Origin of the sequence: Brucella sp. 22210, from assembly GCF_052045675.1 — a bacterium.
Lineage (GTDB): Bacteria > Pseudomonadota > Alphaproteobacteria > Rhizobiales > Rhizobiaceae > Brucella.
Window position 1 is genome coordinate 12037 of record NZ_JBQEPD010000032.1, and the last position, 24071, is coordinate 36107.

Consider the following 24071-nt stretch of genomic DNA (forward strand, 5'->3'; position numbering starts at 1 on the left):
CGCTTCTTCCGAAGCGTGGATCTACATCGCAAACATCCGCCTACTCACCAGGCGCATCGCAAGAGCCTGATATCGTTACATTCATTATGATTCAGGCTCTGACATTTTGACGGGGCTTGTCTCAAGCGCGTTCTGGCGGGATGACAGTTTGCAGGCCCAAGCTGAGCGATTTCGAGTATCACCTCACACTCTGTCCAAAAGTCGTCCTGTGCGGATGCTCATGACAATTTTCTACAATAATGGATAAGAGACGCATTGCCAATAAGCGCGGATTCCATCGCGCACGATTGAGAGACTGCAGTAAATTGGTCATATTGGCGCGACCAGTGATCCGCAGACACGATATCACAGTTCTTTCCGGGTGGCCGTAGTGCATAAAAGCCAAGGACGAGCGGATGGCTCGAGGTGAGACTGTGAAGCCGAAACGAAAAGGCTCCAGCCATTGTTGAAGACGATGAGGAACTGCATCGCCTGACGGATGATTGCGTTCGTTTGTTCTGGTCAGGCATCGGTTCGATTCCAGTCAGATGTACGGCGCATGGTCTGTGCCTGCGGCGAATTAATTCATCGAAGAGGCCCGGTGCGACCTATCAAATCAATGCAAATTTTGTACAAGTCGAGCTAAGCCTCAGGCACGAAATCACCGAGGATATGAGCTGTTGTTACGTCGCTCTCCCACATTGGCTCCGAACGGGCGCATTCCTGAATGCTCACATTTAAATGGTCACTTCTTTCCACTGAGAAAATATTTTGTTCTCGATATATCCAAGCACGGTACGGATTTCTGCAACCATGGTTCCTCCTTTTCGGGTCTCTTTCCAATGTGGACTGAACTCATTGAGCCACTCCCGGTTGAGGAGAGCGGGGTGTCCCACAAAATCGGGTTGCGCGGCGACGGGAGGCAGATCCAGAAACGTGGCGGCGGTGCGATACATACCCATCCGTCTGTAAAATCCGGCAGGTCCAGTTAAGCTATAGAGCTTCAGGATGTGGGCACCCAGCTTCAGACCTTCGTGACAGGCAAGGTATATTAGAAGCGTTCCAACACCAGGATGAGGGTTTCTTGCAGTGGGACTGTTGAAATGCCCATTAACGAGTAAAAGATCGATTTCCAGGATGGTTTCGTTAGCGTGATTTTGTATGTTCCGAAATGAAATAAACCCAATATTGCTATCTGCCGGACACGGCTCACGGAGCTCTAATTTTGTAAACTCTGGGTCAATGTCGTCGGGTCCAATGGTCAAATTGCACACCATGCCCGATTTTAGATCTCTAAACGCTCTCACATCGCCTCATATTTAAATTGAGAATACAATAATTTTATGAAAGGTAGCTGATTATAAATGGCTTCATCGCCTTTTCCTCCGACAGCATGGGACCGTTACAAGCGAAATGGCGACTGGATTTGACGAAAATCAACTCCCCAAAAGTTACTGTCTCCGAGCCTGTTCCAAAAGTTGCCCCTGTATGGCTGCAAAAGACAGTTTCTACATTCTGGTGCTTGCATACCTTTAGTACGCTCAGCTCTGGAACCCGAAAATCACCGTTTCGCGCCCATATACCGCTTTTTGATTCAGGTTTCAGCATCAGTGATGAAAAGAGGTGAAGCCAAAAAGCAGATCGGGGCGTTGTCCGCTTGATGTTTACCGGTTTCCGATTTGTGGAACTGTAAAGGGTATCGGCAAAGATGCTTCAAGCATGAAGTCACCGGCGGGTACGTGCGTGAATATCGCGAGAAGGGGATAATTGTCGGCGGTTGCGGAGATTTCATAAGGTGCGGCTTTGCTCCCCGGGGTAACCCGGGTGCGCGCATCGCCGCCAGCGTTGAACTTGAGATTGGGTTCGCTTTCGCTGAAGCCGCTTTAAATGGTCACTTCTTGCCACTGAGTAAATATTTTATGCTCGATATATCCAAGCACGGTGCGGATCTCTGCAACCATGGTTCCCCCGTTTCGTGTATTTTCCCAATGTTTATTGAATTCATTGAGCCATTTACGGTCGATGGGGCTGGGGCGTCCCGCAGGGTTGGGCTGCGCGGCGATGAAAGGCATATCCGGATAGGTTACGATTACGCCGGTGCGATGCATACCTATTCGTCTGTAAAAGCCGACAGAACCGAGTAGACTATAGAGGGTTAAGACACGGGCTCCCACTTTCAGTCCTTCCTGACAAGCGAGATATACTAGAAGTGTTCCGACGCCGGGATGAGGGTTTTTTGCAGTGGGATTATTGAAGTGCCCATTAACGAGTAAAAGATCGATTTCCAGGATGGTTTCGTTAAAGCGATCCCGTATGTTTCGAAATAAAACGCGCCCAATATTTTTTTCGGTGGGACCGAGCCAAAGGAGTTCCAGTTTTGTAAACTCTGGGTCAATGTCGTCGGGTCCAATATTCAAACTGCACATCATACCCGATTTCAGATCTCTAAACGCTCTCACATCGCCCCATTCGGATTTTTAAAATAAAAATAATTTTAAGAAAATGGCTTCATTTCGTTTATTATGAACAGGTCAATCACCTTTCATTCGGAGGCCGATAAGATGATATTGACGCTGAATTTGATAAAAATCATCTCTCGAAGTTACCGCTGCCGCGAATGCGAGCAAATGGGGATTGTGTTTGTATGATCATAAATATCACAACTGCGAGGATGCAACACAAAACAAAGCCACCATGCCTGTTGGAGGAGCACTCATTGAAGCCGCCAATAATACTCTTATAGCAAGAGCGGAATGCCCGTCCTGGGGAGTAAGCCTCTCAGCGTATAGACAACAGGTCCCGGCGACAATATGTCATTACCCCTACGATAGGAACGAACAACGCTTCGCAGTCATCATTCGCGCTTAGAGCTCGTTGCAATATCGTTCTGTGTGGCTGCACATGGCAATTCTACATTTGGTGCTTACGCAGCTTTAAGTACGCTCCGGCACGCGAAAAAATCACCATTTTCGCACATGCATTCATGCTGCTCTCTATTTCAGGCTGGCAGGCTCGCTCCATAAATTAAAAATATTATTCTAGTGACGACATAGCTCTGGTCCTTATTAGCGAGTTAATCATTGGATGAAGTTCATTTGATAGTCAATGCTGGCGGCGCCCGTGTCGCTATTATTCCTGGTTGGATGGTTCAGTCGCGAGCCGACTCCGTGTGGCGTATCAACTCCGCATTCGATTCGGCTGGATGAGATCAGTGCTACTGTTGTTTTGAAGCGCACTCTTTCCCAAGAATGAACGCCTATGATAACTAAAGTCCGACCCGAGCCCGGCGTTCAGCGTTGTCCAGCTACGCCAGCACCTTGCCGACAAGCGCACGCAGTTTGCCTGAGCGTGGCGATTTTGGTTGAAGTTGTGGATGACACCGTGACGATCATCAGCGTCTATTATGGCGTTCGGGACCAGGAAGTGGCTTTGCACGAAGGAGATTTGATGGATGGCAACGACAATCCCGGCCGCCTGCCTGCCAGATCGTGGGAATATTCGGACGCACTACGCCCCTCGGGGTCATGGACATGACACTATGAAGAGATTATGGCTTTGCCTGGCGAGATGGCACACTGATCGAGGCGCGGGAGTAGTGCAGGGGGCGTCACCATAAACTTCACTGGGGAGACTGCGTCATGCATGCTTCCTTTCAATGAAGCATGGACCTTCCCAACGAGTCCTGACAGTCCTTCATCTTCGAGACCGTCTGGAGCAGTCAGCAACCCATTAACATGATGAGCGATGCCCGGACGGCCGGAATGTACACACACTTGTAATGTTCGCCGCTAGGTTTGAAGTTCCCGGCCTTGTACGATGTCAGCACGGCATTTAAGTTTACCTATGCTATTCACATGTCGTCTTACCACAAGCATGGAACTCATGGCTAATCCAGTCAATGTCATCCCGACAGCAGCCATTGACTGGAAGCTCAGCCATTTAAATAATACAAGACCTGCTATCGCGCCGCTTGAAAAAGAGAATATCGTGATTAAATGAGTGGTTAACTGGCGTACTTGTGTATCGAATTCCTTACCGTCATGTCTGCAAAAAAAGGCCGACAAAAGCGATGCCAGGGAAATCCCAGCATCTGTAATTGCCCCTGTGATATGGGTTGACCTTACCCTGCCATTGGAGAGCTGCGTTGATATAGCGTTATGCATTCCCATTAATGCACTGAGGATAAGGATCATTTTACCGTTGCTGCTGGCTGAATAAAAAAAGACTTCGTAAACGGAAACACCGGTCAGGATGCCGCCCTCCAGCAAAAGAATTTGACAAAAAATCAAACGGTTATTGTAGGCTGCACCCCATACAACTATCAAACGGGAACATATGGCCCCGGTAGCAAAGCTCATAATTATAGATCCCAGAAAAAGGATCTCGTTGAGATGTAGCGCTGATATTTCCCTGGAAATATGCGATGCGTTTCCTGACATATGAGAAGGGAAAAAACCGAAGGCGCCAAGAGCCATGGCATTCAATAGTCCCGCCAGGGTCGCCAGCCAAAGAGCAAGCTTTCTGTCTTCAAGGTGTGAACGTGTTTTTTTAAGCTTGATTAGCACCAGAAACCTCCACTCTCCAGAAACTTCAGGCCCTTCATAATGATTGAAGACCTTGTTCCTTCCCGCTGCTACAAGGATGTCCCATTACGAGGTTATGAATCATTTTTTGGTTATGGCTATTGCGCCAGCCATCGGATTTCATGTTCTTTGTTGCCTGGATGAATATAGTCATCTCAAGCACTCACGCTGGAAAGCCGCAAGATCTCGAGCAGCAGATGGCAAGCGCTCGATTGTGTTCCCAATGGAGCGCTTCTGTCCGGGAGGTTGTCGCTAGCGTTCGGCCAATTTACAGCTTTCTTAATTGTATGCAAAACCAAGTAATTGCTAGCATATATATCAGGGCGAGCGCGTTTCGATCTGATTGAATCAGATCGGCGCTCTGGTTCTTTGTTTTAATGCGCATCTTTCCCGATCGAAGCAGAATCAGAAATCAGTCCAGTGGATAGTCTGCGGAGGCGTTTCACGTTTCTCGGGATCGCTACGCTCTGGAAAGCTACACCTCTTTCCAGGGTGTCCAGGAAACGGTTTCGCAAGAAAAGCGCTTGTCGTAAAAGTGGACGCCGATACACTCTTTGTTGTGCCCAATTGCGCCCTTTTATTGATCTCTCGATGGGGCGGCCGTGCGGACAAACTGGTAAGCCTCACAAATAATTGGGTATTGTTTGGCATAAAAATTGTGTCAGGATCGTCTTTTATATTTAAATTTTGTATTTAAAAGCAGAACGATATTTAAATTGCCGCTTGTTTAGAGGAAATAAATGTTCGAGCGAAGCCCTTCGGAAAATACAGCGCCGACAAAAATTTCGGCAGATGCTTACGAAACATTAAATACATTCCATGCGAAACAAGGGAAGTTGCTCTCCATACTGACCAATCTAAAGATTGGTGTCGTCCCACTCCCGGCTTATATAGTTCTTGTTTTGCTTATTGGCTTTTTTTCTGCAACAGGGCGCGTTCCCTCAGACCTCACAATGTCGATTGCCATTCTTGCAACGGGGGGCTTTTTTTTCATGGAGGTTGCACGGCGGGCACCTCTTCTCGGACGCACAGGGGGTGCAACGATCCTTGCTTTTGTAATACCGTCTGCATCAGCCTATGCGGGCCTTATACCCGTTGGAGTTCTCGCCTCCGTCAATGATTTTATGAAAGCCTCCAACTTTCTCTATCTTTACATCGCCGTGATTATAGTGGGCAGCATATTGTGTATGGATCGCCATACGCTCATCTCGGGTTGTCTCAAAATTTTCCTCCCTCTCTTCAGTGGCTCAGTGGTCGCTACGATTGTCGGTACCTTGGCAGGTATAGCAACCGGCCAGAGTGCATCGCATAGTTTCTTCTTTGTTGTCGTGCCGATTATGGCTGGTGGGGTGGGGGAAGGTGCTATTCCCTTATCGGCTGGCTATTCCTGGGCCCTGGGGCAATCACACGAACAGATCTTTGCGCAGCTATTACCAATTGTGATGCTGGGAAGTTTTATGGCAGTTTTGCTGTGCGGACTTCTCAATCTTCTTGGCAAGAAATTCCCCCATCTGACGGGTGAAGGGCAACTGCTACGCGATGAAAATCATATAGTCATGCAGCAATCCAAGCCATATGAAACCGTTTCGCCCGCTGCAATTGGTGGGGCCGGCGTGACAATTGTCGCCTACTATTTAATTGGCGTTATGCTACAGAGGCTTTGCGATTTTCCCGCACCGATTACCATGCTGTTCCTTGTAGCCGCAGCAAAAACCGCAAACTTGGTCTCCCCCACCCTGGAGAGTGCGAGCAGAACGCTCTATGTTTTCTTCTCTTCAATAGTGACCTGGCCACTGCTTTTTGCGATGGGTATTGCCTTGACGCCCTGGGAGCCTTTTGTACGCGCTCTTAATATTTCAAATGTCGTAACGGTGTTTGCAACTGTGGCTTCTCTGATTGGTGCAGGTTTTGCTACAGCACGCTTTGTCGATGCGCATCCGATCGATATAGCGATCGTAAATGGTTGTCATAGCGGACAAGGTGGCACAGGTGATATTGCCATTCTTACGGCCGCCAATCGCATGCAATTGATGCCTTTTGCCCAGATTGCCTCGCGTATCGGCGGTGCGATCACTGTTACGCTTGCCCTGATTATGTTTCGCTATGGTGCCAAATGGTATTTCTAGCATAAATCAATCGCCGTTCCGGTTGAGCAGAGCGGAGAGATGAGGACGGACAGGCGCGGCACCTTGTCGATATGAATGATGCAGTTCAAAGCTCTGGACACCCTTGCCAGGAAGAGGCGCCAGTTTCGTGCCGTCCTGGACGATTATCGACCGGGAATATGAGGCTCTCATGGGGCAAACCCGTGTGACATCCTGAAGATATATCGACGCTCACGCATTCCGTCGGCGTTAACGGACCCGTGGATCGCATCCCGCAGATGATAACGGTGATCGCACGCTACATTCTCACAGATGTCGCACTGGAAAATCAAACTGGCAGGTCGCGACAGGCAGCGTTGCTCTTGAATCCGTACCGCCACCTGAGCGATCCGGTATCATGGCACGAAGGGAGCCGGTCTGTCCGACTTTCGCGATGATCTTGCAACGGTCGCCACGATCGTTGGCGCATTGGGTGAAGTCTACCATCATGGCAGTTGACCGTCTGCTGTCTTTTATCGCGACCTGCGAACATGCTTTCGAGAGGGGAGGAGCGCCTGCGCGGGAAAACAGTCTCCAGGGCTGCTTTCCGGTCCCGCTTCGATATATATATATATATATAATGCATGAAAACAGATGGTAGAGTGTCAATCAACCTGAGAACATATCACGCCAGGTTGATTGACGCTTTACAGGCCCGATTGCCTGTAAGTTTGGCAGCTGGGTGTTAGTTGACAGCCTTCAGTGTCAGGCTCGTCGCACCGGCAGCAATATTGGCTCCCGTCGTGCCGGCGGTGCTGAACGGTTGCAGGCCGATCTGCTTGTGTGAACCGCCAACCAAAGCGTGCACCCCAAGTCCAAGCCCGAAAGCGCCACCAACCGAAACGCCTGCATAGGTTCCTTCCAGGGCTGCGTCGCCGACGCGATGACCCGCAGACGTGACTACCATCCACTTTAGATAGGATTTGCCGGTGATTCCGATATCAAGCCCTAGCTTACCCAGGCGGCCTTTATATTTTTCGACGGTTCCGTCCCGATGTGAGAATTCACATTTTACGGCCTTGCTCGATCCAACAATGTAACCCACGCCCCCTTCGACTTCACACCTGAGAAGGCCAAGCTGCGTGGTTTTTACCTGTTGTGTCTGGGGTGCAGCCACTGCGGAAACACAAGAAAGAGCGGCAACAGCGGCAATTGTGGAAATAAAAACTTTCATAAAGAGTCCTTTTTAAAAACTCCCGCTCTGTAACTTCAAATTTCGACGAAAAAAAGCCCACAATATGGCCATCATTAAGCTATCTGCTCATAAAACAATAACTTAAATATGATAATTAAAGTCATAATATATTGTAAAGCAAGGCTGCTGGCTTCAATTCTATTAAGAATCTCGAATATGTGCCTATCCTATATTAGCCCGACTACGCCGTCCTGTTCTCGGAATTTTTTAGGTATCGACCGTTATATCAAAATGCTTAAATGCTGCACTCACTGGCCCCGGCCTGGTCACGACGCGGATTGTACGCGACGGCTGGACGCTTGCGAATGGCAGCAATATTATGGAAAACTAGATCGCTTATGGCCAAATTGGAAATCAAAGTCTCTCCCAAACACCCGGGATCAATCGGGTCTCAAGTCACCCTGGCCAATCATGATGAAGCAACGCATGCCGGATGGCTACTACACCATCGTTTCATTTCGTTTACAGTTTTGGTGACGAAACTATAGGAGGTTATATGCCAACCACAAAAGACTATTTCAATTATTGGAGTGAGCCCGTTTTTCTCAACGGCCAGAAGGTTCGCGATCCGCTTCTTCGGCCCTACCACTCCCGCTGAGTTTGGCGTGCAATCGCTTGAATTGATAATTCCGCAGGAAGGGAGGCAATTATTCTTACCTGGCCAACCTCAGAGCCTGAATCATAATGAATGTAACGATATCAGGCTCTTGCGATGCGCCTGGTGAGTAGGCGGATATTTGCGATCTGTTGGTGTAATGGGTGGCCTAAACGGCTGGGCTTCGAGAGCCGTTAACCTAACCCTGCTTGCACGGCCGAGCGCAAAATTGCCTTGCGGTAAATTTGAAGCATCAGTTAGGAAAAGTTATGCCATCACTTACGCAATATTTCAATTACTGGAGCCAGCCAGCCATTGAAAACGACAGAAGCATAAATCGCGGGCCGCTCATTCGTCCCTATTATACGGACCAGCTGGTGCTCTCACTGGAGCTCCTCATTCCGGTTGACTGGACCCAATTATATCTGGCGGAACAACCACAGACCGGAAGACAAGAAACACCCGGGGCCTTACCGAAAATTTTGTCAAGCGCAATCCGTCGACTAGGCTTTCGATCCAGTCAACAATACGGTGGAACTCGTCTCCATCAAGGACCGCGCCGGTATATACTGCGCCCTCATAGCTATCCGTTATCGGTTGCTCTGTACAAAGAACGAATATTGCCGCGTCTGAATTGCTACGACTCTAAGACGGGCATGTCTACGGCTGATGAAAGAATTTTTGAAAGAGTGCACGAATATGCGCAATTTCTTTATCGAGCCGACATGTTGCAGTTGGAGGCTTTAGAAACTAACAATCCGCAGGCCTATATCCAGCAACTGTTGCGGTTAGACTACTGGCTTGTTTGATGGCGAGGGGCGGACCTGTGTGACAAGCGGCTTTTTTTGCAGATTGCACCATAGAGGGCGATTTCGTTGCAAACGTCATAGCCGGGGCCTGAATTCACAGCCATTCTCGCCTTGTCGCTCTCATAGCGTTGCAGCAATTTCGTAAGGGGCAGTCACCGATCCCGCACTCGTCGCGGGCAAACGCGCTCAACCGTGCTGCATCGAGCGTGGTTCGACTTTTTGGCGCACCTTGTTGATTGATTTCCAATTTATAGGTAGCTCACAGTGGCAGGTGCGCCAAATACATATTGCGTCATACTGGCCACGTAATCCGAGAGATTGCTCCATTTTTAAAAGGTAGAGAATTATGCAAAAGATCGTTCTGGCATCTTCTGTTGTGTTGTCGTCCTATTTTGCCGTGGCCACGGCTTATGCAGATACACCCCTCGACCCTAATGCGACACTTGTGATTGATTGCCCTGGTAAGGGAAAATTGATCATCCAAGGCCAGGAAGGCGGCACGGTCATCGAAGGTGAGATCATCAAGTATTGTGCGGAAGCACAATAAGCGTTTCTTCAAGGAAATGCGTTAATCGGTCGCCAACAATTGTCTTTTTCATCGAGATTTATTTGTTTGGCGACTGTACGCATTCATTGAAGTTATGTTCATAAAACTATGTGTTTTAAACGTGATTTCCGCTTGCATTGATTGCTATATTGGCGGCTTGCAAAATCTGATATCACATTCGGGAATGTTGTTATCGATCGACATTTTGCCATCACCGGATGTGGCGTGCAGATGCTGCTGCGCTACGGCTATGCGATCTGCTTTCGCCGCAGGCGCGAGCAGGTCGGCACAAACCGCTTCACGCAGAAACAGGGCCACTCAGGACAATTTACTGAAGGCGCTCAGCGCCCCACAGCTTAATCAGAGATGCCGTGTTAGACCGAGGGGCCGCGTCCAGGGCGCGTTTCGATCTGCCTGGACCAGATCGGCGCTCTAATCCTTTGTTTTAACGCGCATCTTTTCTGATCGAAGCAGGATCGGAAATCAGTCCAGTGGACTGATTTCCCTGCGCAGGCGTTTCACACTTTTCGGAAATGCGCTCCAGGATCACTCGATTGCACCGCTTGCATCCTCATCGGCGTCGAACTTCTTGTCGCATTCAGTTGCCTTCATAGTATCCAATTTCCTCCTTTCGGGCCCGGCGCACAGAGAAAATCTGCACCGCTGCGCCTTGTGGCGTCTATCGCCGCCCGGTACTGGCCCTCAATCTTGCCAATTGACAGGAAGAGCGTTTCATCCGGTCCTTGCGGGGTGCCTCGATCATCCACCTCATACCGGAGCAGCTATCATGTTGATTGACGTCACATTTTATTCCAGGCCGATTACCCCGACAGCAAGAATGGTATAGTGACGCGACATTGCCACCTCGTAAGGTGTTTTATATTCGCCTCTGGAGCACATAATGTCCCTTCCCACTTTAGTAGAATATTTTGATTATTGGAGCAGTCCTGATTTCAATGGACTAAGAGGTGAACCGTTTATTCAACACTATCTTGCTTATGGGTGCGGCTTATCGCTTCGCCTCCTGATTCCAGCGAACTGGAGGAAATTATATTTACCAGGGCAAACACCGTGTAGCGGCGGGGAGGGGAACCCATTTTTTTTGCCAGCCTCATTGAGAGCGGTTATTGAAAGGCTGGGCTTCATACCGGATCAGAACGAGAGAATTTTTGGGCCCAATGGCGAACGCAGTTATGTTCTTCGGCCGCACAGTTTCTCAATTACGGTCGCATCCTATCGAACTCAGATGCTCCCCTATCTTTTTGCATTCGAAGGGACGAAAAATCACCCCAACGAAAAGATACGCAATTATACGGGCGTTTTGCATTATGAAAAGATCGTGCACCTTGCTGAACGCGACGCCCATAACCCCCATGACAATATGCAAGCGATTTCGCGACGCAGGTCGTCGAGCGTCTCATTGTGACCCTTACAAGCGAATTTTATGAAAGCTTTCGTCTCATAGACTTTGACACCTGTCTCGCGGCGCGCACTACCGCTGCGAGACAGGTTGGGCCCTTTGTTGGAGCGCGACAATCACGGGCAAACGTTTCAACAGGGTTGCATGACTGGCGCGTGCGCCGGTCCGGCTCAAGGAGCATTCGTTAACGCCTTTTGGAAAACATCCTGCGCGTCCAGGAATGTATGTAATGTCCTCCGCGATTGTAGCAGGCCCGCTCTCGCGGATAGCAGGTAATATCTTCGCTCGGCTTGAATGGCGCGCCCTGGTCGGGGCGCAGCCGTTGTGGGTCATTTCGAGGTGAAGCGGGTGTTGCCCCGGTACCAATGCCCGGTCCGGGTTGCGGCTGCAATGGCACGGCACCGCCGCCGATTGAAGGCGGCGTCGGGGCGTAGGGATCGTAACGGCCCTGGTTGGGGGGAGGTGGTGCATATTGTGCGGGCAGGACCAGTTCTCGTCCGACAACAACAGCGCCAATTGGACCCTGGTGTATCGCTTGCGTCGCCTGAGCTGGCTGCTGCGTCCCCGCAATTCCAGCGGTCAATAAAGCTGGAACAAGCAAAGCTGAAAAATTCATATCGAAATTCCCAAGTTGTAAAAATATTGCGGCTTTACCCGCCGCCATGCAGGGGCAATGCTTGCCCCTCGCAATATAGAAAGAAAAAGGACAAACTGCCTGATTTTGAGACAGCTATTACTTTCTCTCATATTTATAATCCTGAGAGGGTGATGACTGCACGATGTTCCGGGGTATTTGCGAAAAATTCGAAGGCGCTCTCTTCGGCACTCTGGCATCCATATGGACTATAGATTTGAACTCAGAAAGGTTTTTGTCTCCCTGATCCATATAGGGGGCTTTAAAATACAATATCATGCTGGCAATGATACAAATCACGCTAAACCCTGCGAGGCCAAAACCGATTACCAGGAAAAGAATATCCATTTTTGAATAAGGAAAGCCAGAATCAATCGCTGAGTTATATTTGCGAGTAATCATCATGTGCGCTCCCGCAATATATGAATTTACTAATATTATTCCCTTCCAATATAAGTAATTATGACACTAATTATTTTCTTTTGCAAGAAAAGGATCGGATAGGCGTAATAAAAATCGATGGGAGAAGTTGCAGGATCGTGCAGGCGGCCTCCATTTTGGTGAAGTGACTGTAGAGCAAGCAGTCCTCCGCTTGGGATAAAAGAAAAATGGATCTATCGAGAGATGTTAAAATTGCCATTGGTTCTTTAATCAGGATGTATAGAATTTCCATGGAGGAAGCAGTAATCCTTGTGCGTTCCGCGCAGACATTGGAAAAGCAGTTATTCTATGCTTTTAAAGCGCACACTTCTATGTTTCACGATTTCCGCATAATTGCCTATCCCTATATTGTGGGGAGGCGACATGACCAATCAGGCTGCTGACTGCTCCATAGTCGGAGTTTCCGGATCGCATCGGGGGCGTTGTGCCTCAGCACCGTCGCAGATGTCGGCCGCAATGTACCGCTTGAAACGGTGTTCCTGCTCGCGATCAAGCATCAAGATCGCGGCCCGGATGGTGCGCAACAGCATCCGGATGCTTCCACCCCGCTCCGTCGGCTTCGGTCACAGCGGTGCAATACGTTTCCCTTGCTGATCGGCGAGATCGGGTTGGTAGCGCTTCGTCTCTCCAGACTTCAGGAACAATTGATTTAAATGGAATGTACATATAATGCTGCACCGAATTTTACGCAGGAGAGATTGAATTGTCTCTCCTTCTGCTATTTTCTTTTGGGGTTTTGTTTTTTAATTCAAGTGCCGCATTTATCGGCGCAATATCCCGGTGCTGTCTTTCGTTGGCAGTGTGACGTAGACAGATATTGTGAGGATTCCCCTGAGGAGAGCCCGTGATTAGAGATGGAGTGATTACCGCTTGTCTCAAACAGGATCGCAAAGACCAGGCGCTCCAGAACAACAAGCGCAGTTTAAAAAGGTTTTGTAGTGAAAGAAGACGAAAAAATCGACCGGTATGCCCGTCTTCCGAGACTCTTCGGAGAGAACAGATAAGATTGATCGATGAGGCCGTGAAATACGACGCGCTTCCCCAAATAGACATAAATGCGCCAGATTGCAGAAATAGAACTAAATATTTTGGCTATTGAAAATACAAATTTTGAAATTTAATCGAATGTTATCAAAAAGTACCATCTGAAACGATTTTCGGATAGTTGTGCGTTAAATCTTGCTTTAAAGTGCCAATCTGGTTTGAATCAGACCAAAACGCGCTCTTATGGACAAATTCCAATCCGATACTCAATTTGCGGGTGCAGTTCTGTGTTTGGTCCAGAACAAAAACTGCCGTCGGTGGATTTCCTGATTTCAATATTCGTCTGCACTGACCTGCCGGTTTACACGAACAGTTCGAGGAGGCGGCGTTCGGCTGCAATGCCATGCCGAGGGGCAGATGGACAGTGTTCAGGCAGGACTCGAGACGGTCCAGCCTTTGGCCAGGGAGATGAGAGATACAAAGGGCGAACGAGTGAAGCCGGGACTTGCGGTTTGGGGAAAAGATCGGCAGAACAGTTGCGTAACCCGGGCCGATGCAGAACGATTTGGTGAGCTGGAACGGCGAATAGTACGCGATCCCAAAGAGGCGCCATCACCGTCTTGCAACAAAAAGCCCATCCGGACATGGAAGCAAAACCGGACGGGCTCTATATGCATCGGGGCGTGATGATGCAATGTATCCCATTATGGGGTCTGATGCTTAACAATTCGTGATCACAACAGAAATGAATGCTTCTCTTAGTGCCCACTTTTTATAGTTCTATAACATTATCAATATGAAATTATCTGTAGTGATTGTTCTTTCCAGGAGATGAATTTGTTTAATTGGAAGCTTGTATAAGGCTTCGCTACAATTAATTTATTCAGGCAGGAGAAGCTGCGGCTGTGCTGCCTTTGGACTGCTGTTTTTGCTCCATGTCTTCAATAGAAGATCGGGGCCGCCCGGAGATCTCCCGGTTCCCGCTCAAAGAGCTTCCATGCATGCTGGGGTCTACAACCGCGCCGGATTGGCCGGGCGCTCGCAATAGCGCACCCTGCCATGTGCCTGCCGCCTAACAACGGCGTCGGCATTCGAGGTGAGGCGATTTCGTGGCTCAATGGCTGGTCTGCATTCTTCCTGCCGACGCTTCGCCAACGCGAGCACGAACGTCTGCGCACGGTTCGGGGGCCGATGTGGATTGCTACTCCTTCATTGTCAGGACTTGCACCATCTATTCCTTGCCGATCTCCCGGCGCACTGTCATTTCGTCCTGAGCTGGAACCGACCGTTTTCAGACCGTTGCCGAATGCTATCACTTGTCCTATGACGCAATCATTGAAGTCGATTCAATAAGGAGGTCGTCATGGCGAGCGTCACCGTTAGAAATTTGCCCGATGAGGTGCATCGCGCGCTTCGCGTGCGTGCCGCTCATCATGGCCGCAGCACCGAGGCGGAAATCCGCGAAATTCTGGAAACCGCCGCCCGGCCGCCTCAGCGCGTCAAGCTCGGTTCGCTGCTGGCGTCTATCGCCCGCGAGGGGGGAGGGTTGACCGATGCCGAAGCCGAGAGCTTCAACCAGCTCCGCGACAAGACACCGGCCGAGCCGATGAGATTTGAATGATCGTTCTCGATACCAACGTCATTTCCGAGTTGTGGAAGGTCGAGCCGAATCCCGACGTGCTGGCCTGGATTGACGCCCAGGCCGTCGAAACCCTCTATCTGTCCGCTATCATCGTAGCCGAGCTGCGCTATGGCCTTACGGCGATGCCCGAGGGCAAGCGCCGCACGATCTACCAGGAACGGCTGGAGCAAGAGGTTTTGCCGACCTTTGCGGGCCGCGTGCTGGCCTTCGATCTCGACACTTCCCGAACCTATGCCGACTTGATGGCGAGGGCAGAAGGCAAAGCCATCGGCAACGCGGATGGCTACATCGCGGCCACGGCCGCCGCGCACAGCCTGATGGTGGCGACCCGTGACACAAGCCCTTTTGAAGCCTGCGGGCTTGAGGTCATCAATCCCTGGGAGCATCGCCATGAAGCAATGCGAGCAGCACGACGCCTATAGCTGTTGGCGGCCGCCGAAATTCAGGCCATCATCGACGACCCACGGCCGAGCATCCCCCACGAGGAAGTCATGGCCGGACCGGCCTTGACGTTCACGCCGACACGATTGCGTTCGCCGTAGCCGAAGACGGCCGGAATGGAGAAATCCGCTTTCACGGCGTGATCGAAAATACTGTGGACAGTATTCTGCGCCTTATCAGGCGGCTTGTTAGCTCCGGTAGTCATCGGTTCGGACCGCTATCTCAAGCGCCGTGCACAGGCTGCATAATTGACCACCCTCGTGAAAACGGGGTAGTTTATTCATGTCTGGAAACCTGAATCGCTCATGAGAGCGGAGGATTCCGCCCCTCCTGCACACATGAACATGAGATGACAGTTTACTCCTGCAAAACGCCCGGCTTGGATTGGACGCCCAAAGTCAATGGAGCACGGCGAAAACTGGCAGTCTTCATCCCAGCAAGTGAGTCAGTAGTTCTTTAGGAGTTTCTTCAACAACGAGGGGGGCGGACACGCCTGCAAGATAAAGCCGGCTGCGCGTCGGTGAAAGGGGGTCTGGTTCTATGGCCTGGACACTGTCCTTGCGAACATAGACATATTCGAGATCTTGGATTGCCGATCTGAACATAACGAATTCCATCTTGACGCCTCCTGTCACTGCGTGGCGGAAGGTATACAGTTGGCTTTTCCGGCCTCCGGCTCAATCCTAATTATAAGCTAGCTATTTCAGAACGCATTCCCGAAAGTGTGAAACGCCTCCGCAGGGAAATCAGTCCACTGGACTGATTTCTGATCCTGCTTCGATCGGAAAAGATGCGCGTTAAGATAAAGAATTAGAACACCGATCTGATTCCATCAGATCGAAACGCGTTTTAATGGGGGCGTGAACGATTGCAGCGCAAATCCACGCTTCAGGGAATCGATGGTTTCTAACGAGGCTTGACCAGATTGTGCTTCGTGCAAAAAATGGAGAGCGTCTACCGTTTTGACAAGAGATACAATGGCACGTGGATTGTGGGGGACGAATGTGTAGCATTCAATACGTCGTCAGGGTCCATTCCCGAGAGCAGCGCTGCGAGCGCCAGACGCAGATAAAGAGGCGCGTCAGGACGTTCGATTGCCTTGAGTGCGACGCGCGATATGCCGAGCGCGTAGGCCAGTTCCTGTTCGGACATATTCAAAGATGCACAAATTCTCGAAAGCTTATCATCTGCGAGTCTGCCCATTATCGTATTTCCTTTCCCTGCAATGACCAGGCCGGCACCAGCAGCCATCGTTAAATACCGTTTTAAATTCAGACCAATATTGCTTTCCCAGATACGCGCGCGCTCCTCCGAAGTTCGTTGTGTAGTCGGCAGTCGCAAAAAAGACTGGCCTTTTGCGTATTATCGGTCATCACTCCGCGGCTACTTCCAGCGCGGTGCCCTTCAAATCACGGGCGATTGGACCGGCGCCGATGAAGGCCCATTCGATGAAAAACTCTGCCAGAGCTTAGCATTCCGGGAGAGCCGCAGTTTGTCAAGCAAAGTGACCTGCAACCCCGCACGCCGATGCGCTCAGTCCAGGTATTGCTGCCGATGTCGAGATTGTCCCAGCAGCGCCAGGTGTGATTAGGCCGGTTGATGCGCGACCGGCGGCGGTGCAGAGTAGGAACGGTACTTCTTTGCGATAGAGATTAACGACGTCGTCTTCGACGAGCGTCGCGCTCACAGAAGGTGGCGCAATACATGGGCGAAAAGAGCACTGGAGTTGGCACAATAATCGACGCGGCGGAGTTTCCTGCGCGATTGTCGAGCGCAGATACTTGCTGTGGCGAGCATCTGCGGTCGGTGGAGCTTGCAAATGGAAGAAGGAAGGTTTCCCGGCCTCTTTCGGCGACCGTAATGCCAGGCCCGCAAGGAGCTCAAAATTACTTCTTATTATGTGGAGACGATTCAACATGAAAGGGACGCGCTCCAATGCTATACTTTTGACATAGGAGGTAGCTTTAGGGGGCTTGTTTTGTAAAGGACGAGAGCTTTATATTGTTGATATGAAACAGGTAAAGTTATTCATCGCTTGAATATATTGGAAAGCCTGTGTAACTATAGCCAGAAGTTAAGGTTGGACGCATGGTGAATTTCGAGCAGCAGAATATATAATCAGATATGGATTCTATCTTCCGAAAATCTAGTTTATGAGATGTATGGCCGATAAGCTGCGTATAGAGATATATTTAGGTTCAATGATGAGATTTTTTATTGATTTTTCCCGGATACGGGAATGCGACGTTCCTGAATAAAAGAATATTCTTATTTCAGCGGTTATTATTCATCCGGTGGGAGGGGTTCTGATGAGCGAAGGTGTTTTTGATAAACCCATTTTTGTACGCAAAAAGCTTCACGGCGTCCTCGAAATCACTTCTGTTGAAGATGCTATCTATTTCCTTTGCGACTGGCCCAAACGAGATCAGGATGTCTCTTATGAGTTTACGCTGAAGACATGTTGCGATGCATATAACAGGCTGAAGCCCATTAAAATTGCATGGTTTGCATTTGTGGATTTCGCGCGCAACCGCAAGATCCTTGAAAAACCGGACGTTGTCACCTTCTCACAACCGCCAACAAATCAAATGAAAGCGGAATTCAAAGACTGCCAAAAATAAAGAAGCGGCTCTGTTGGAACCGTACGCTGGCGTCCAGGCGATCTGATAGCTGGATTGCGGTTGAATTTGGTATCAAGACTACCCGTCGGACAGTCGCGCGCCCAATAGTGAACGCTACCACGTGCTTCCAACACAACAACGGCCGCTGATTGCGCTCCTATGAATTGCAGGAATTGTCCACGTGTTAATTTCTTGCGATATTTTGGTTCGCCGGTCCTGGAGGCAGGATGAACCTGGATAACATTCCTTACCAGATCGGCACTCCATTTTGAGGGCAACGCCTATAGACGGCGAGGGTGGCTCATTTCCCTTCGCGCGCCGGCTGGCAAGCGCTTACTGCTCTTGCCTCGAATAAGGCTGATCACGTCGCATAGATATGGTTGCCAGCCTGTTAACTTTTCTTATCGATAATCAGGCCCACATTCCCGGGTCGATGGAGCATAGAAAATGCCTTTTCCCTCAAAAGCTTCTGAGACATATCATCAGGCTTATCGGTCAATGCGCCCCGGGGGCTTCGTCTCCAATCCGACCGCATGGATCATTACATTTCAGTGCGCTATATAGAACGTGAAGTTGGTCCAGGAAATTTAAGCCGCAACGATCTTTGTATACGGTTCTGGCGCATCAGGAGCGCCCGGATAGTTATCGCGGTCTTGTTCGCGAGCGCCACGGCCAGGGATATTTGGCTGTCTGGACAAAGCCGCAAGATCGATCGGGCAAGCCATACCTGTATGCGTCTAACTGACATGATCACAGAAAGGGCGCAAGATGAAGCCGAGGCTTCAAAACTATCATATGCGGATGCAGCGCGTGCTCGATTATATCGATCGGCATCTGGATGGCGAACTGAATTTGAAAACGCTGAGCGGTGTCGCGGCCTTCTCGATGTTTCATTTTCACCGACAGTTCACGTCCATTTTCGGGCTGTCTTTGTATCGTTATGTCCAGCTTGCTCGCATGAAGCGTGCTTCCTACCGGCTCGCTTATAGGGATGACCAAAGTGTTACGGACATAGCAATGGATGCTGGTTATGAAACCCCTGACGCATTCGCTCGGGTCTTTCGCCGACGGTTCCGGCAGTCGCCTTCATCCTTCCGGAATTCCCCCGACTGGGAGCTATGGCAGGCGGCCTTTGATCCCCTCAACAATGCAAGGAGCAAGCTCATGCCTGAAACTTTTACAATTGATGACGTGACAATCCGCAAAGTTCCCTCGACGCGGATAGCAATCATGGAGCACCGGGGTAATCCGGCAACGCTTGGTGCCACCGTAAAACAGTTCATCGCCTGGCGTAAGGCAGCCAACCTCCATCCCGGGACAAATCCGACCTTTAATATCTGGCGTTCCGAGCGACGCCCTGCGTCGCTTGACGATTATGCTGTGGACCTTTGTGTCGGGATAGACAAACCCATTGACGCGAGAGGCTTTGAAATCAAAGCTGGTATGATCCCTGGCGGACGTTGCGCAGTGTTACGTGTTGTTGGCAACACCGATAACCTGGAGCCAGCGGCGCTTTGTCTTTATCGTGACTGGCTCCCGGCTAGCGGAGAGGAAACGCGCGACTTCCCTGTCTATTGCCAGAGATTGAGCTTTTTCCCGGAGATATCGGAGCATGAAGCCGTAGCGGAAGTTTTTCTACCGTTGAAATAGCTCATCTGCCGCCAGACGTTCACTCTCTGCATTGTTCGCCCGGGATCGTTCTCATCATCGGCATGACAACGGGCGAACAGCGCTTGCATTGATAGCCTTGGTCGCCTTTCCAATCCGCTGAGCCAGAGGGCCGATCTGACTGGATCAGATTGGCCCTCTAATCCTTTGTTTTAACGCGCATCTTTTCCGATCGAAGCAGGATCAGAAATCAGTCCAGTGGACTGATTTCCCTGCGGAGGCGTTTCACACTTTTCGGAATGCGCTCTGGTCAATCGGACGCAGATCCGTAACAATACGAAAACCGGTCATCATTGCGCCCTGAGGACAAGGCCTAAAAATAATCTCCAGTATCGCACCAGTGAAATGCAGATGGTGAAAATCGCCTCCATTGAAACAGTAGCGATTGCAACATGACGAGGTATTGTCCTGCATCATAGCGGGCCTGGTTTTTCAAGGAGCAAAAAATGCCCACGCTGACCAAGAATATTTCGACGCCCTTTCTCGTATGGGGGATGTGGTCGAAGAGTATGATGCGACTTTTCTTAATCCCGCTACACATACGGATAAGCAGCAGCGATCTTTATGAATTTACGCACCCCGTGGAACGGGCTTTGGGTGAATGAGCTAGCCAGAAACCCCGACAGCCCGACCTTGAACAAGACAACTGCAGGGAACGAAAGGCTTGCCACTATGGGTTTCGCCAGAACTAAAAATCACTATGCGCTGCGAGACCATCCCGGTGTGGATATCGATCTTGTCTACTACCGTCACCTCATTCTCCCGCAACTTGTGCGTAGAAAAACTCTGAGCCAATTTGCAAACCACTTCCTCTTTGAGCGCATCTGCTCGCAAGAAAGTATAGGCACGCTGAATGCCGAGCAGGCGTGGCTCATTTTCAGGGAATCTCTGACTGCCGCGTATCTCGTTAATCCGGCGTTGCACGCACAGTATCCGGATCCGGAAGATCTGGCGCGCACATATTGATCCCTTTGAGCAAGCCCGGGCGACTGCCTGTCGGCAAGCCCGGACTGCCCAGGATGGACTGCCTACGATGGGCTTTCGCAAATTGTCCGCTCACCCCGGGCATTATGCAAGGAACAGCAAAGCATCGCAGTCTTTAAAAGGACCTTGCCTGCCGCACTGGCACAAATCTTTCATTCCTTCCGGTTTGGATCTGCGTGGAAAACCATGGCGTCCCACTCCGCTTTGTGCACAGTTCTATCCCAGACGAAACCGTCGAGGCTGCCATGTTGCGAATGCCACTCAGACAACCTGGTACGATACTCGCTCTTTCGGGTTTCCTGGTGCTCTGGCGTATCGTCAATTTCATACAAAAAGTGTAATTTCTCTGATTTTTCATCGTCATGGAAAATGCGATCCGGATACATCACACCATGAAGATGATCTATTTCATGTTGAAAAACGCGCGCATAATAGCCCTCCGCTTCAATTGTAACCAGGTTTCCCTTTCTATCATACGCGACTATTTTGACTTGCTGGGATCGCGCAACCCGGCCTACGAGACCCGGGATTGAGAAACAGCTTTCCAGATCATCTTTTAATAGCGAAGAATGCGAAACTATGTGCGGATTGATGAAGATGCTAAATGTGTTCTTGTGGTTCGGATCAAAGTCCGGTTTTCCGACCGAGCGCACTTTGTCGTTCATAGCTATGATCTGAAGCGGATAGCCAATCTGTGGAGCGGCCAATCCGGCAATGAACACCTCTTTTTCTGCCACACGTAATACGTCATCGATGACGGTCTGAATATTCTCAGACCTTATATCTTTGAAATCGACCTGAGCTGCTACCGTTCTAAGGACGGGATCACTGGTGGCGACGTAAAGCGGGATATTCATGGGAGCTCCTTGTCCAGGGTAAAAGGCCGTCTCAAACTTAAAGGAGCTGGTGGTCTGATTCCAACATTTGCATCCCTTGGTTCAAGCGCAAGCGCTGAGCAAATGCTGGAACCACAAAGACCACTAGCAAGTCTGTTTGAAGCAGCGTATGTGTCAGCCGGGTTTCAGCCTGCTTGCGTGCATCAGCGCTCTAGATGCTTTGTCATTATTGCGAAAATTGCATTTCAAATGCTATTCACCATCCATAGCGGGGATGAAATAGGGATTGCTGGATATTGATTTTGAAAATGAACATCACCATTATTTGTAATTATATTTTATGGTTCAGGATTTTTCTGTATGCTCCCAAATATTTCTCTTGATACTCAACTCTTGTTCAAAGTGAAAGTGACGACGGCGTAAGTTGCCACGAGCAAGCTGACACTTGCGACTATTAAATTGTGAGGAATTGTGCGCCATTTTAAAAACCTGAGGACGGGTAAGGTTTTCAATGTAGTTATCGATACTGGGTACGGCATTTCAGAACTGAAGGAGATAAAGCTAAAAGATCCTGCTATGAGCGCTGGAAAAATTGGCTCTGCTTTAATCGGATGCGAATTGAATGATGATGGAAAGAGCTTTAGACTATTGCTTTTTCTTTTAGAAGTTAGGGGGCATCGTAATATCCCGAATGCAATAAATCCCCATCCAGGCACCGGAACGCTTCTGATGTATCTTGCATGTCAGGAGGGGCTCACGATGGGCGCGTCTGCCATATCACTCACGAGTGTAAATTCTTCTGCTGACTTTTATAGAAGAATGGGAATTTATCGCAGTGGAGCAGAGCTTCTGGATTTACCCCCTATCGACGCGCAGCCATATCCTGTTAGTTGTCCTGATCGCATTGACGGTGACTGGCTGGCTAAATTCAGTAAGCACTGGGGAGAAACCCGAAAGGGTGGCCATATGGTTGCTGATATCCGCACTGTGCTAAATTATATAGAACCCAGGGTATTTACCCAGTGGAGGGAAGAGCTGAGCACATGAATAAAATCTGTGCCTCATCGCAGTGCCGATATATATTGCACTGCAAGAGATAAAGCGTTGAAGTTATAATAATATTATTAATTCTGGCCGGAAATGATAGTTTCAAGCAACCAGTTTTACGCATGTGAACAAGTCCTTTCAGTTTGGTGTGCCTGATCGAGGTTTTATTTTCCGTAGGCTTACGAATATTGTCATATAAACTAGAAATTAATTTCTTACTTTATTTTAAAGTGTACTCGGAAGGAAACACAATGCCATCCCTCGAAAAATATTTTAATTATTGGAGCGAACCAGTTTTTGAAGCAGGTAGGGGAATAAATCGCGGAAATTTTATACGAACTTACTATACTTCCTAAGGTGTGGCTTCGCTCGAATTCATTATCCCGGCTGATTGGAAACAATTATATTTGCCAGGGCAACAACCAACTGATGGTCAAAAGACTTCCGGGGGTCTGTCGACCCCACTTCGATACGATATTTGTAAGCTTGGCTTTACGAGCGAACGTACCGGACCTCGTGTAGGTGAGCGATGCTATGTGCTGCACCATCACAGTTTTCCATTATCGGTTGCCCTGTACAGGGAGCGAATCCTGCCAAATCTTGGTTTACCTGACCCCATGACAGGCCGGGCACCTCGTTATTATGTCCTTTTTGAAGGAGCGCTCGAACATGCGCAATTCCTTCATGCCGTCGACATGCAGAACCTTGAGGATTTGGAAGCGAATAATCCTCCAGCTTATGTGCAGCAGCTTTTGCAGTTAGATTACTGGCTTTGACGAATCAGGGTTATCCAGAGGACATGGCGCGGTTGCGATGGACAAGAATCGTGAAACGAGCAGGGCGCACTGCTGGCAGACGCCAGCGACAGGGCTTGTACGCGCATGACCCCAATGTTCCAGTCGGAACTGACTCTGATAACGGCACGTCCGGCCTTGCGATGAAGGCTGCAAATACCATACAAAGGGGGAGCATAACCCTCTTGAAAATCGTCACGATGTGGCCTGCCTCCATGGGGTGATCCGTTTGGAATGTTAGAGCGTAGACTTATAAACTGATGCACCATATGCACAGCGAGATTCCGTTGAGAACCATGCGATCATCAACCCGTGGCCATAGCGGCCTGACTTACGAGCGAGCGCCGTGATGTCTGCGGTCAACGCCGCTTCATCATCCGGGGTCTTGGCGATCTTGCGCTGTGTGGAACGATGCTGGCCGAGAACCCGGCATGCCCGACGTTCGGACACCTTCAGTTCATCGATCACATGATCCACGCAAGCGCGGCGACGGGCGGGGCTTAGAAGGTTCCCTTCGCGGCCTCGGCCAAAATCATCTTGTCCAGCGTGAGATCGGAAACGGCTCGCCTGAGCCGGGCATTCTCCGCTTCCAGTTCCTTCAGGCGCTTCACCTGGTCGCCCTTCAGTCCACCGAATTCGGACCGCCACCGGTAGTATGTAACTTCCGTCACTCCTATCGACCGGATCGCCTCCACCATCGATTTTCC

The 24071-nt window shown here is 49.8% G+C and carries 19 protein-coding genes and 1 pseudogene; 11 read left to right on the forward strand and 9 right to left on the reverse strand.

Going from position 1 to position 24071, the window contains the following annotated elements; genetic code table 11:
- Positions 1–716: 716 nt before the first annotated feature.
- The 3 genes from ACTJKP_RS22715 to ACTJKP_RS22725 form a co-directional block, all read right to left on the reverse strand.
- Positions 717–1244, reverse strand: coding sequence for a hypothetical protein (locus tag ACTJKP_RS22715; protein ID WP_440632271.1), 528 nt, complete (start codon positions 1242–1244; stop codon positions 717–719).
- Between the two features lie 618 nt (positions 1245–1862).
- On the reverse strand, positions 1863–2396 hold the full coding sequence (locus ACTJKP_RS22720) for a GNAT family N-acetyltransferase (protein ID WP_440632272.1): 534 nt from the start codon (positions 2394–2396) through the stop codon (positions 1863–1865).
- A 1371-nt stretch (positions 2397–3767) separates the two neighbouring features.
- The gene (locus ACTJKP_RS22725) at positions 3768–4544 is read right to left on the reverse strand and encodes a YoaK family protein (RefSeq protein WP_440632273.1); all 777 of its coding nucleotides are present in this window, start codon (positions 4542–4544) and stop codon (positions 3768–3770) included.
- A 758-nt stretch (positions 4545–5302) separates the two neighbouring features.
- On the opposite strand from ACTJKP_RS22725, the gene ACTJKP_RS22730 reads away from it, so the two are divergent.
- Positions 5303–6688, forward strand: a complete 1386-nt coding sequence (locus ACTJKP_RS22730) for a 2-hydroxycarboxylate transporter family protein (RefSeq protein ID WP_440632274.1) — start codon at positions 5303–5305, stop codon at positions 6686–6688.
- A gap of 703 nt (positions 6689–7391) precedes the next feature.
- Here ACTJKP_RS22730 and ACTJKP_RS22735 read toward each other — a convergent pair.
- Positions 7392–7880 carry a DUF992 domain-containing protein gene (locus tag ACTJKP_RS22735; RefSeq protein ID WP_440632275.1) on the reverse strand — a complete coding sequence of 163 codons (489 nt, stop codon included), beginning with the start codon at positions 7878–7880 and terminating at the stop codon, positions 7392–7394.
- Positions 7881–8765: 885 nt separating this feature from the next.
- Here ACTJKP_RS22735 and ACTJKP_RS22740 point away from each other — a divergent pair.
- Both ACTJKP_RS22740 and ACTJKP_RS22745 read left to right on the forward strand, forming a co-directional pair.
- Positions 8766–9305 carry a hypothetical protein gene (locus tag ACTJKP_RS22740; RefSeq protein WP_440632276.1) on the forward strand — a complete coding sequence of 180 codons (540 nt, stop codon included), beginning with the start codon at positions 8766–8768 and terminating at the stop codon, positions 9303–9305.
- Positions 9306–9651: 346 nt separating this feature from the next.
- A complete protein-coding gene (locus tag ACTJKP_RS22745) occupies positions 9652–9852 on the forward strand; it encodes a hypothetical protein (protein WP_440632277.1) in 201 nt (66 codons plus the stop codon).
- Between the two features lie 2153 nt (positions 9853–12005).
- Here the strand turns inward: ACTJKP_RS22745 and ACTJKP_RS22750 are convergent.
- On the reverse strand, positions 12006–12311 hold the full coding sequence (locus tag ACTJKP_RS22750; RefSeq protein ID WP_440632278.1) for a hypothetical protein: 306 nt from the start codon (positions 12309–12311) through the stop codon (positions 12006–12008).
- 2383 nt (positions 12312–14694) lie between these two features.
- Here ACTJKP_RS22750 and ACTJKP_RS22755 point away from each other — a divergent pair.
- The 3 genes from ACTJKP_RS22755 to ACTJKP_RS22765 are packed head-to-tail and all read left to right on the forward strand — an operon-like array spanning position 14695 to position 15515.
- A complete protein-coding gene (locus tag ACTJKP_RS22755; RefSeq protein WP_440632279.1) occupies positions 14695–14952 on the forward strand; it encodes a FitA-like ribbon-helix-helix domain-containing protein in 258 nt (85 codons plus the stop codon).
- A complete protein-coding gene (locus tag ACTJKP_RS22760; RefSeq protein WP_440632280.1) occupies positions 14949–15395 on the forward strand; it encodes a type II toxin-antitoxin system VapC family toxin in 447 nt (148 codons plus the stop codon). Before ACTJKP_RS22755 ends, ACTJKP_RS22760 begins: the two co-directional genes overlap by 4 nt.
- Before the next feature lie 3 nt (positions 15396–15398).
- Positions 15399–15515, forward strand: a complete 117-nt coding sequence (locus ACTJKP_RS22765) for an antitoxin PaaA2 family protein (protein WP_440632281.1) — start codon at positions 15399–15401, stop codon at positions 15513–15515.
- Positions 15516–15842: 327 nt separating this feature from the next.
- Here ACTJKP_RS22765 and ACTJKP_RS22770 read toward each other — a convergent pair whose 3' ends face one another.
- Together ACTJKP_RS22770 and ACTJKP_RS22775 are read right to left on the reverse strand one after the other, a co-directional pair.
- Entirely contained in the window at positions 15843–16031 is a 189-nt protein-coding gene (locus ACTJKP_RS22770) for a hypothetical protein (RefSeq protein WP_440632282.1), read from the reverse strand.
- A gap of 337 nt (positions 16032–16368) precedes the next feature.
- On the reverse strand, positions 16369–16665 hold the full coding sequence (locus ACTJKP_RS22775) for a hypothetical protein (protein ID WP_440632283.1): 297 nt from the start codon (positions 16663–16665) through the stop codon (positions 16369–16371).
- Between the two features lie 1058 nt (positions 16666–17723).
- Here ACTJKP_RS22775 and ACTJKP_RS22780 point away from each other — a divergent pair.
- The 3 genes from ACTJKP_RS22780 to ACTJKP_RS22790 all read left to right on the forward strand — a co-directional run bounded on the left by ACTJKP_RS22780 (position 17724) and on the right by ACTJKP_RS22790 (position 20669).
- Positions 17724–18035, forward strand: coding sequence for a DUF982 domain-containing protein (locus tag ACTJKP_RS22780; RefSeq protein WP_440632284.1), 312 nt, complete (start codon positions 17724–17726; stop codon positions 18033–18035).
- Between the two features lie 768 nt (positions 18036–18803).
- Positions 18804–19685 (forward strand): AraC family transcriptional regulator, encoded by an 882-nt coding sequence (locus tag ACTJKP_RS22785; RefSeq protein WP_440632285.1) that lies wholly within the window; start codon positions 18804–18806, stop codon positions 19683–19685.
- Between the two features lie 582 nt (positions 19686–20267).
- Positions 20268–20669 (forward strand): hypothetical protein, encoded by a 402-nt coding sequence (locus ACTJKP_RS22790; protein ID WP_440632286.1) that lies wholly within the window; start codon positions 20268–20270, stop codon positions 20667–20669.
- Between the two features lie 170 nt (positions 20670–20839).
- On the opposite strand, the gene ACTJKP_RS22795 is transcribed toward ACTJKP_RS22790, so the two are convergent.
- Positions 20840–21544: a peptide deformylase gene (locus ACTJKP_RS22795; RefSeq protein WP_440632287.1), complete on the reverse strand. Its 705-nt coding sequence runs from the start codon at positions 21542–21544 to the stop codon at positions 20840–20842.
- A 450-nt stretch (positions 21545–21994) separates the two neighbouring features.
- Here ACTJKP_RS22795 and ACTJKP_RS22800 point away from each other — a divergent pair, with 450 nt between their 5' ends.
- Positions 21995–22570 (forward strand): hypothetical protein, encoded by a 576-nt coding sequence (locus ACTJKP_RS22800; RefSeq protein ID WP_440632288.1) that lies wholly within the window; start codon positions 21995–21997, stop codon positions 22568–22570.
- Between the two features lie 536 nt (positions 22571–23106).
- Positions 23107–23346, forward strand: a complete 240-nt coding sequence (locus ACTJKP_RS22805; protein ID WP_440632289.1) for a hypothetical protein — start codon at positions 23107–23109, stop codon at positions 23344–23346.
- A 330-nt stretch (positions 23347–23676) separates the two neighbouring features.
- Here the strand turns inward: ACTJKP_RS22805 and ACTJKP_RS22810 are convergent.
- Positions 23677–24071, reverse strand: a pseudogene (locus ACTJKP_RS22810) (transposase); the annotation flags it as partial.